8 protein-coding genes and 2 pseudogenes are annotated in these 10,093 nt (G+C 32.2%); 3 read left to right on the forward strand and 7 right to left on the reverse strand.

Features of this window, described 5'->3' with window-relative positions:
* Together BAQ49_RS10570 and BAQ49_RS10575 are read right to left on the reverse strand one after the other, a co-directional pair.
* Nucleotides 1–237, reverse strand: a 237-nt coding sequence (locus tag BAQ49_RS10570) for an ATPase (protein WP_071745285.1), incomplete at its 3' end; no start/stop codon positions are given.
* A gap of 1,318 nt (nucleotides 238–1,555) precedes the next feature.
* Nucleotides 1,556–2,128, reverse strand: coding sequence for a cupin domain-containing protein (locus BAQ49_RS10575; protein WP_071745286.1), 573 nt, complete (start codon nucleotides 2,126–2,128; stop codon nucleotides 1,556–1,558).
* 773 nt (nucleotides 2,129–2,901) lie between these two features.
* Between BAQ49_RS10575 and BAQ49_RS10580 the strand changes: the two genes are divergently transcribed.
* Nucleotides 2,902–3,084 carry a hypothetical protein gene (locus BAQ49_RS10580; protein ID WP_070139516.1) on the forward strand — a complete coding sequence of 61 codons (183 nt, stop codon included), beginning with the start codon at nucleotides 2,902–2,904 and terminating at the stop codon, nucleotides 3,082–3,084.
* A 387-nt stretch (nucleotides 3,085–3,471) separates the two neighbouring features.
* Here the strand turns inward: BAQ49_RS10580 and BAQ49_RS10585 are convergent, their stop codons facing one another.
* Entirely contained in the window at nucleotides 3,472–3,771 is a 300-nt protein-coding gene (locus BAQ49_RS10585; RefSeq protein ID WP_071745287.1) for a hypothetical protein, read from the reverse strand.
* 87 nt (nucleotides 3,772–3,858) lie between these two features.
* A complete protein-coding gene (locus BAQ49_RS10590) occupies nucleotides 3,859–4,080 on the reverse strand; it encodes a penicillin-binding protein (RefSeq protein WP_071745288.1) in 222 nt (73 codons plus the stop codon).
* Nucleotides 4,081–4,528: 448 nt separating this feature from the next.
* Between BAQ49_RS10590 and BAQ49_RS10595 the strand changes: the two are divergent.
* Nucleotides 4,529–4,912 (forward strand): annotated as a pseudogene (locus tag BAQ49_RS10595) (Holliday junction resolvase RecU); the annotation flags it as partial.
* Nucleotides 4,913–5,630: 718 nt separating this feature from the next.
* Here BAQ49_RS10595 and BAQ49_RS10600 read toward each other — a convergent pair.
* A pseudogene (locus BAQ49_RS10600) lies at nucleotides 5,631–6,086 on the reverse strand (exosporium leader peptide-containing protein); the annotation flags it as partial.
* Between the two features lie 1,715 nt (nucleotides 6,087–7,801).
* On the opposite strand from BAQ49_RS10600, the gene BAQ49_RS10605 reads away from it, so the two are divergent.
* Nucleotides 7,802–8,353 carry a serine/threonine-protein kinase gene (locus BAQ49_RS10605; protein ID WP_071745289.1) on the forward strand — a complete coding sequence of 184 codons (552 nt, stop codon included), beginning with the start codon at nucleotides 7,802–7,804 and terminating at the stop codon, nucleotides 8,351–8,353.
* Between the two features lie 748 nt (nucleotides 8,354–9,101).
* Here the strand turns inward: BAQ49_RS10605 and BAQ49_RS32870 are convergent.
* Nucleotides 9,102–9,260, reverse strand: coding sequence for a hypothetical protein (locus BAQ49_RS32870; protein ID WP_165616036.1), 159 nt, complete (start codon nucleotides 9,258–9,260; stop codon nucleotides 9,102–9,104).
* A 268-nt stretch (nucleotides 9,261–9,528) separates the two neighbouring features.
* Entirely contained in the window at nucleotides 9,529–9,873 is a 345-nt protein-coding gene (locus BAQ49_RS10610) for a DNA translocase FtsK 4TM domain-containing protein (protein ID WP_071745290.1), read from the reverse strand.
* Between the last annotated feature and the right edge of the window lie 220 nt (nucleotides 9,874–10,093).

Raw genomic sequence — 10,093 nt, forward strand, 5'->3', positions numbered from 1 at the left:
GTATTGAAGAGCTTGTCCCAAAGTAGAGTGAACTAAACTTAGATTTATAAATTCAGAAGCATTAGCAGCCACATTGAAGTTTATCTGTTCGATTAATGTTCTTGTACCGTCAAGTCTAAAAGATCTAACTACCCCAGTAAGTGGACCTGCAGTACGATTGAGAATTTTAACCCTAGCTCTATTTGCATTAGTAGGTTGATTTCCTACGTTTTCAATTGGACCAGTAGAGAAAGGCATTTTAAATTCACCTCCTAATAAATCGAAATATTAACAATTTGCAGATTACAGTTTCATAGTATTCAATACTTTATTAAAATGATCTAAGTCAATTAACCAATTTGTTTTAAAAATAAAAATAAAGTTTACATAACCTTATGTTTTTTAATGATGAATGAGCAGGTCCTTTAAGAAATAAAAAAAGCCCTTTAAGAGGGTCGTGTAAAGGCTATCGCATATCGTATACCACAGTATATACATTTCTCGAAACAATGTGAACAAAATAGTTATTGTATTGAAGAAAAAAACATGCACAAAAATTGCGCATGCATAATAATAATAATAATCTATGTCTTGTCTATGTAAATATATGCTTGTTTTATACAAACAGTGAGCATGTTTGAGAAAAATGGTTATTTATTAACAAATATAAAGAGCGCTTTCCAAGGCGCTCTCTGACCAAAATTTATACTGAAAAAGAATGCACATGATATTGTATGCATGCTATTTAGGCATGTGTAGTTGTACAATAAAATTTTTATTTAAATAAAAGAAACCCAGATTGTCTGCGGGGTTTCTAAGGGGAATCGTCAAGCAATGAAGTACTCGACTAATTAACCGTAACATGAGTTTTTTGAGAATAATACTGATAAATGTGTCCAAATGAATGGGGCATCATTTCGAACAAAAACGATATTTTGTAAGTGGAAAAATAAGAGTGCCTGATTAGGGCACTCAATATCGCTTACAACAATACCTATAATAATATATGCGATTTTTATTTAATAATGATATTTGTAATAAAAATTTCATTTTGTATGTATTTGAAACATAAAAAGAGCACTTCATAAAAGTGCCCTTGTGACGAGTTTCGTTTCCTCAAAGAAAGGAGTACACCCTATCATACGAAGCTTTTCTGAAAGGTGCTTGTGTTAATTAATTAGTATTTGTAAAAATAGCAGCTAGCAAAAGCTAACTGCTCGGCTCTCCAAGGGGGAACAAGGAGAAAATCTAATGTCATATACAGTATTGACAGGCTGTTTATTAAATAATCATTCACTTATGGCTCGTTCCAAAAAAGGGCCGTACCAACAAAATATAAAATTATTAAAAGGACAATTGCTATGAAAATGATTAAAGAAATCTTTATCCATGAATTTTTCATCAGTAAACCTCTTTTAGTAAGAATATTAACATCTATCTAAAATTTGAACAAAATAGTTATTTGAAAATTAAAGAGCGCTTTTCAAGGCGCTCTATGACCAAGGTTTATTGTGATCTTTTTAGGTTTGTGGAGTATTTGAACAATAATTTAGTTTAAGACAAAGATAATTTCTTATTAGTAATACCGACTTGCTTTAGTAGACATGGCAATTGCTTTTGTTTCATGAACTGTACCATATGGATGCTCTGGGGGTGCATATATAGAGTAAATTTTAAGTGGTTTATTCCCCACATTGATTACATTATGCCATTTTCCAGCAGGTATCATAATTGCATAGTCATCATAGGCCATTTCTTGAAAATATAATTTATCTTTGTTATCACCCATTTGAACAAGTCCCTGTCCTTCTTCAATACGTATGAATTGATCAGTTGTAGGGTGTACTTCTAAACCTATGTCATCTCCAACATTAATACTCATTAAAGTTACTTGTAAGTTTTTTCCTGTCCATAAAGCGGTGCGATAAGTATGGTTTTGTTTAGTGGCCTGGTTAATATTCAATACAAATGGTCTAGCTCCATAATCTGTTAATCTAATGTTTTCACAATAAGGATTCCGGTTGTGATTCCAGGCGTGATTGTTGTTACTGTAATAATAAGGATTCCAATCATAAATCCAACTATTGTTATTCCAGATGCTATCCATTGAGCTTTGACATTGATAGTAAAAATGTGGATTATGTTGCATATCCAAGCTCCTCTCATGATTTTATCATTTACCTTTTATCCTATGCTGTTGTCTATTTATAGGAATGTAGAATAAGAGGAAATGGGTAGTAATAAAAAATCATAAGCAAACTTTATTATTTTTTCTATGGAATATGAAAATAATAGGTTACTAAAGGATGTACTATTGGTGTAAAAAAGAAAACTTAATAAAATCATTATTTAAATAAAAGAAACCCCGATTGTCTGCGGGGCTCCTAAGGGTAATCGTCAAGTAATGACGTACTCGACTAATTAACGATATCATGAATTTTTTGGTAAAAATACTGGTAAATGTGTCCAAATGAATGAGGGCATCATTTGGAACAAAAACGCTATTTTAATTTCAAACAAAAGAACAGTCAGCAAAAGCTAACTGCCCCATTTTGGAGGAAAATCAATTGTTACAGATTGGCGTATTCAAAGTATGGACAGAAATTGGGGATTTATTCAGACAAAACTAAAAAGAGCACCTTCAAGTAGTGCTCTCAGTAAGTTGGGCCCTCAGAGCGTAGTGTGGAACACATGATAAAATATGTGAGTTATTCATTGAGGTGCAAATACCTATTAAAAACTACATTTGGCACAACAAAGCAGCTAGTTCAATTAACTAACTACTTGTTGTACAAAAGAAATTAGGCCCTACAAGTAATGATATGTAACTTTAAGTTACAGTTATAGTGTAAACAAGATTGGAAAAGTTATACGGAAGTGAACTTAATAGAAATTTCATTTTGTAGAAAAGGGGAATTGGATATGGTTATAAATCCCTCAGAGCCATACAGACACAAAGATGGAACGATTGTACATGTAGTGGAGGTTAACCCGAATGATTGGTATTGCTGGGCTAAATATCCTGATGGTGATATCAAGCTAGTGTCAGAGGATATTTTCTTTAGGGATTTCGAACCACTTAAAAAAGCAGCTAGCAAAAGCTAACTGCTTAGCCCCAAGTAAGAGAGAGGAGCGCTTTATTAGGTCTAAGGCTGAAATAAGGGTTTTAGATGTTAAGACCAAAGACCTGAATATAGTATAGATCTCACTTCAGAAATTATGCATATAAATTATATTCCTACAAAAATGGTTAAAAAACAAAGCAGCTAGCTCAATTAGCTAACTGCTCATCTCCAAGGGGGAACAAGGAGAAAATCTAATGTCATATACATTATTGACGGAATATTGAGTTTTATTCAGTCGGACAAAAAAGGGACTGTATATAAGTACACTTCGGACCAAGTTTTTTATGGTAACAGTTATTGGTATTATGTGTAAGAACTAACGTGTGCCCTGAAAATACTGATTATTTATTCACATGTAAATTCACAATTAGAGCAAAATCGCATCAATACGCTCACAGTTAACTATAGTGATATCTCCGTTTTCATCTATAAATGTAGCAAGGGATGATTTATTATGGAAACCTACAAATATAGAAGCTGTTAATATTGTGCCGTTAACTAAAAGTTGTTTTATTTTCTTGCCTAAGTAAAATGTTTCTAAAAGGTAGCAAATATCTTTGGAACTCTCTTTTGGGGGTGGGATAAAAGAAGATTGGTTATTTGGAAGAGATGTTAGGTTAGGATTAAATACTTTGGGAGTAATAGCATAGTTTATAAAAACTGACATTTTTCCGGCTCCTCTATTTTATAATTTATATTGAAATATACTTATGGAATTATGAAATAGGGCTTTTTTCAAAGCCCTATGTTTACTCTAATCAGCTTCAATTCTAAGCGCTTGAATATCACGACAGTCCAAAACAATTACAGAGCCAGGTTCTGTTGTGTTATCCACAAATGTTACACAAAAATTATCTGGATTAAAGTTAGTAAAAATAAGATCCTCAAGTGTTGTTCCTGTGAGGAAAACATCTACTTCTGTACCTAACTGTAATCTTTCTAATTGTTCACAAACACATTTTGTATGCTCAGTCATATAAAAACCTCCTTTTCTCGGTTTGCTATTAATATATGTATAAATTAAATAGAACGATTGGGGTAATAGAATAGTAATATTAATTATTTTGCTAGTTAATATTTTTATAAAATAATCCATTTACGAAAAAAAAGGTCCTGTTGTCTCCAACAGAACCTTTCCTAAAATGGCAAAGAGTAACTCTTACCTTACTCTTCCACAATATAATACATAAATCACATATAGATGTGTAGAACAATAAATTCCAATATAATTATTTGAATATTTTGTTGAAATTATTTCTTCAGGGTTTAATATAAGGAATTAAATTACAAATGTTGATTTATCAATGGATATTAATGATGCACTAGAAAATGATAGTTAATAAAGAAATATTACAATAACAAAATATGAAATATTGCATATTCAATTAAAATAGAAATTTACAAGTAGGAAGCGAGGAATAATAATGGGACTAGGAAACCGTGGAATAGCATTTGAAATGCTTATCAATCTAGCGAATGAAATGTATCAAAGAGGGGGAGTGGTGCTTATAAACAAGCGTCCGACTCCTGTAAAGGTGTTAAAGAGTAAAGATGGTCGTGTACTAAATGGATTTTATGAAGCTAAAAGTACAGTGGACTATGACGGTGTATATAAGGGACGAGCTATTGCATTTGAAGCAAAGTCTACAGAGAATGCTACACGATTTGATTTAAAGAACATTGCACAGCATCAGCTGGATTACCTGGAGAAAGCAGAGAAGATGGGAGCAATTTGTTTCTTCTTTATTGAGTTTAGCAAGGATAAGTCAGTATTCGCAGTACCACTATCAGTCATTCAATCTTATGTATAGAAATTACACATTAAACCAGTGAACATTCTAAGAAGACAAGCATATGATAAATTCGTGGGACGAGTTATCATATGAGGTGAGACTTGGAGCGCCATACTTATTTGTTGAAGGGTACCTAATGACAGGTACTCTTTTTATATTGCACCTTTTAATAAGGACAAGCATATATTGGAGTAAAGGATAATCCCACTTCATATATTTGAGCACCTGCAATCGTAAGGTGCTCAATGACTAATTCTGAGTTGATCATGATTACTGTATGTATGTTTCTAATATATGTGCAGTTTTACACAAAATACTTATCTGGATATTCAGAAATTGCAACAAAAGGTAAATATCTATGAGTGGAGGGTTTCCATATAATAACATATACTTGTCCAGTTTAAAGGTGAACAGTTTTTAATAAAAACGCTATTTTGTACTTATTAATTGGTGATGTTTATTTAAATAATAAAGTAGCTAGCCCAATGAACTAACTGCGTTATTGTCCAACAATAACGATACCCACAATACAGTGTAACTTAAGGTTACAACTATAGTATGAGCAGAATCAAAAATGTTATGCAAGAAAGCTAAATAAAAACACAATAAAACAGATAGCTGAAGTAGCTAACTGCTCTATTGTACGCTTTTAGAAGTAGCATAGGATACAAATATATTATAAGCGGATATCAAAATATTATGCAGGAAAGAAAACTAAATAAAAACTTCATTTTATAAGTTGAAGTGTTGAATTAGCTGGAATTGATAAAATAGTTTCTCCAGCGAGTTGAGAGCAATCTAAGTCCTCCGAATCACTTATAAATAGACCAAAAGTAGCTTTGGCGTTTGGAATAGGATTGTTATTTAATAGTATAGAAATGATAGGCCCATAAGGAAGTAAAGAGGCTGCCAACGCATTAATTGAGGAAATGAAAGAAAACCGATAATCACCAGCTTGTGTAATATTAATCGTGGTAGGATTTAACAGAGAAATTCCCCCTACCGTAGGTCCGGCCTGATTGAAAGAAAAAGGATCTTCGAAAGAAACTGTAATGAAGTCCGTTTTCCAAAAATGTCCATAAGCTACTGAAAGTGTTCCAGTCGATCCAGTTGGTCCAATTTGAGGTGGAGGTACAGGGGGGAAGAAACATTCACATGGAATATGAAATTTCTTATTAAATTCACTCATTTTTACACCTTCCTTATCATTTACCAACTTACACAATCTACAACTTATTAATTAGCTAACACATAAGTATAAAGAAAAATCCCTTATGTCACAAATATAAACCCATTCCATAGAATATAAGGGATATGGGCTCACTCCAAGCAGCTTTCAATATATATATTAGGGGTCCGCTTCTTTAGTCAATACTGTTGAACCTGTTGGCTCTGTTAGTAAAGTGAATGACGAAAAATAGGTGGGAGTGTTGAATCAATTAAACTTGATTTAACAGCAGCTCCACGTAAAACAATATTTTCTTCATCCATAAATTCACCTCCTATGATTGCTCGTCATAGAAGGTGAATTTAGTGAAAAACAAATCGTGAAGCTGGAAAGCGATTATATAAAAGCACAGGGATCATTAAGAAAAATAAAAGAACGTATCGAAAGCGAGAAGTGAAGTAAAAGGAAAATGCAAGAAGAATTGTACGATCATGATGGTTGGGTGATATACGATGGTGAATGGGTTGAAGTGGACAAGCAATAAAAGAACAGCTAGCAAAAGCTAACTGCTCCGTTTTAAAGGAGAAATCAATTGTTACAGATTGGCGTATTCAAAGTATGAACAGTATTCGGGGATTTATTCAAAAAAACGACTAAGAGCACTTTTAATTAGTGCTCTTAGTAAGTTGGTCCCTGAGAGAGAGGTGTAGCACTCATGATAATATATGTGAGCTATTCATTAAGGTGCAAATAGCCCATACCAACTTTATTTGGCACTTGAGCACTCTTTAATCCAGCAATAGTTTGTTTAAGTTTAGTGATTACTGTCATGTAATATTCCTCCTTGTAAATGTACTTCAAAACATAGAATGCCTCTTTTGTTATCATAGTACGATTTCAAATTTTAGGGTTATGCGAATGGGAAATTTTACAGTTAATCATTCAAAGAAGGATTTTTTAGCTAATAAATGCAATGGAATAGTTTTGTCCCAATAACAAATGAAAAAGAGTACATATTTAATATGTACTCTTGAAAAAGGAAGTCTATAAACGTGATAGAATATTATATGTTTGTCGCGTTTAAAAGTTCAAGGAAATCAATAAAATTGTTATTTAGTAATAAATAGAAAGAACACATGTATTCAGCTCATGTTAAAATATGTACTTTCATATGAAGGGTAAGAAGAAAAAAATTATGAAGCAAATATCATACGCCCTAACTTTATGAAAATGTTGAGTACCTTTGAAAAATAAAGAGTACTTTAAAAGGTACTCAACAACTAATACTGAGGTGACTATGATTATTATATGTACGTTTCCAATGAATGAGCATTTTATTAAAAACCTTTAATTCATTATATTAAAATACACAAATAAATATCGGTTGAGATCACACCTTATACCTAATCATAGTGAAAGTGACGAGTTTACATTATACAGAAAGGTAATAATTATAGTTTTTCGAAACATGAGATTAGCGAATGGGTTCAGATAAAATTTAAAAAATATAAAAGAGATCCTAGTGGTCTGAAATCAAAAGCAAAATATTATCTTTAAAGAGAAAGTAACATCTTGATATAAAATTGTTTTTAAAAATCTTGATACAAAAAACATTACAAAAATAGTTATTCAAATAAAAATACATACTGGTCTAGGTTACATATGTAAGTGATGAATCATAGAATGTGAGATGAGACTACTGCAAAATCAAGAAATACTTATTAAGGAGATATAAAATGAACAAATACTTTAATAAAAGAAAAATAAGTAAAAGAGATTTAGTGGAATATAAGCTCATTGGAGACGGAAAAGATGGAGAAGTATACCAATTAAGCCATGATAAATGCGTAAAAATATTTTTCCTGGAAGAAACTCAAAAAAAAGAGTTGAGAGCTCTAGTAATTGGGCAATCATCACCTATTATTCCAAGACTTTATGGATATGGAGAAAATTATATTATCATGGAGTATATACAAGGAATTTCACTTGCACGTCACTTGAAAAAAGAAAAACAAATTACAGAAGAACTAACTGAAAGGATATTAATAATGTTGGATGAATTAAAAAAGATTGGATTTACTAGGTGGGACACGGAAGTAAGACATGTGTTAATAAATGAAGAAGGTCAGTTAAAAGTCATTGACCATAAAAGAGCTTTTACTTCAAATAGTGAGGTTCCTACGAAGTTGTTAGAAGGGTTTAAGAAATTGGGACTATCACAAGATTTTCTGAACTATGTGAAAAATATACGTTCTTCTGTTTATAATAGATGGGCGGAACATCGATAAAAAACAGATTATCTTGTGTATAACGTTTTTATATTGAAACTTTCATTTGGCTTCTTAATTATTCCCTTATAAAATTTATTATAAAAATGAATAAATATACATGTAAATCTTAATACAAGATTATTTTCTCTCTCTTTTTGCGGGCAGTACCTCCATCGTCATCAAGCTAATAAAGGCAAATACCCCCAAAATAAGAAAAATGGCATATAAGGTTCTATATTTCATGTTGCAAGCAAATTGACACTGCCACCCCTAAAGGGGCCAGCTGACTAACGTCAGTGGGATTCTTGCTACCAAAGGCGAAGTCCATTTCTGGTATCGCTGACGTGCAAGATTGCGGTGTGCCATCACCACTCCCACAACAGATCATATAGGTTCGTGGGCTACGGTACTGTGACCATACCGTACAGATTGTTGGTTCTCAAATGTTTTTACGTCTTTTGCATGACGACTTAATACATTTTACGGAGTAGAAGAATTTGCTACCCCAACCTCATATGTATTCTGTTTTCAGAGAAGAGTCGTTTTAGAGTCTTTTGCATGACTATGAATAAAGTATACCATGTTTTACTATGCAAAAACGATGCTTTCATCCCACGTCTAAAGACGGACTAAAGTCCTGTGTGGGCTTTCCCGTATCGTAAATTCTGTAAAAGACCCCTACGTAAAGCCGGATTCTCTTACAAATGTATTCGTTTACAAAAGGCTTCACTAAAAGAATTGAGTCTGAACCACTCAAGGTGTTTTCTTAATCTCGCATTGCCCCTGCCTCTCGGGAAGTCATTGCCCCTTGTCCTTCACTTACATCTTTTTGAATTTCTTGTTTTACTTTGTTTGCATCAGTTCCAACAAAATCAGGTTTCAAAATAGAACTCGAATTTTCTTTGGCTTTGTTATGATTTAGCATACAAGTCCTCCTCAATTTCTTGTTTAACAATCTTATTATTTACAAAATTCATTTGGTATATCCCGAGTAGTTGAGCGAATTTTACGTAAAGTAAAAGGGATTTAAATTGTATAAGTGGTTTCTTATTTTAGGAATAGCCATTAGTCGGATTTTATAACTTTTCGCTTACATTTTTGATAACATTTTCAATAGATTGGCACATATAAACTGAAAAGCCCCTTCGGTACTTCTGAAGGGGCACATTAATATATTCATTGTTATCAGCTATTTATAGTTCTATTTGGTGAGAGTCTCCCTGAATATACATACATATACTCAACAGTGACAACATAATACCCACAATGATAGTCATAGGATTATCTTCTTTTTCCTTGTCAAAAGTAAAGAAAGTTACTATACAAAAAATAATTGTGAATATGGGGATGATTACAAATGCGTAACCGAATATAAATGAAACTCCACCCATAACCATCCCTATTAGTCCATATGGATTTTGGGTTGGAATTTTTTCTATAAGTTCCCTCTCATAATCAGATATGCCTTCATAATTATCTTCTTTCCATTTGTTCTTTAGTTTATTAAGAAAATTGATTGTTTTTTTAAAAAACTTCATGGTTTACACTCCTAGAGATTACATGAACGCTACGGTTTATTAAGTTTTCTCCTCTTTATTTTAACAGCAGGTACATTTGCTTTTTCTAAATAAAAACTATTTATTAGTCTAAACCATTACATAAGCAAAGTAGAAAAATAAGAATAGAAGATTGAAATTTTGTTTAAAACGTGGAAGTCATTTTTTGAAATTGATGAATGTAAAAATATTAAAAGAGAAC

The sequence above is a fragment of the Bacillus proteolyticus genome (assembly GCF_001884065.1).
In the GTDB taxonomy this organism is placed as follows: Bacteria; Bacillota; Bacilli; order Bacillales; family Bacillaceae_G; genus Bacillus_A; species Bacillus_A proteolyticus.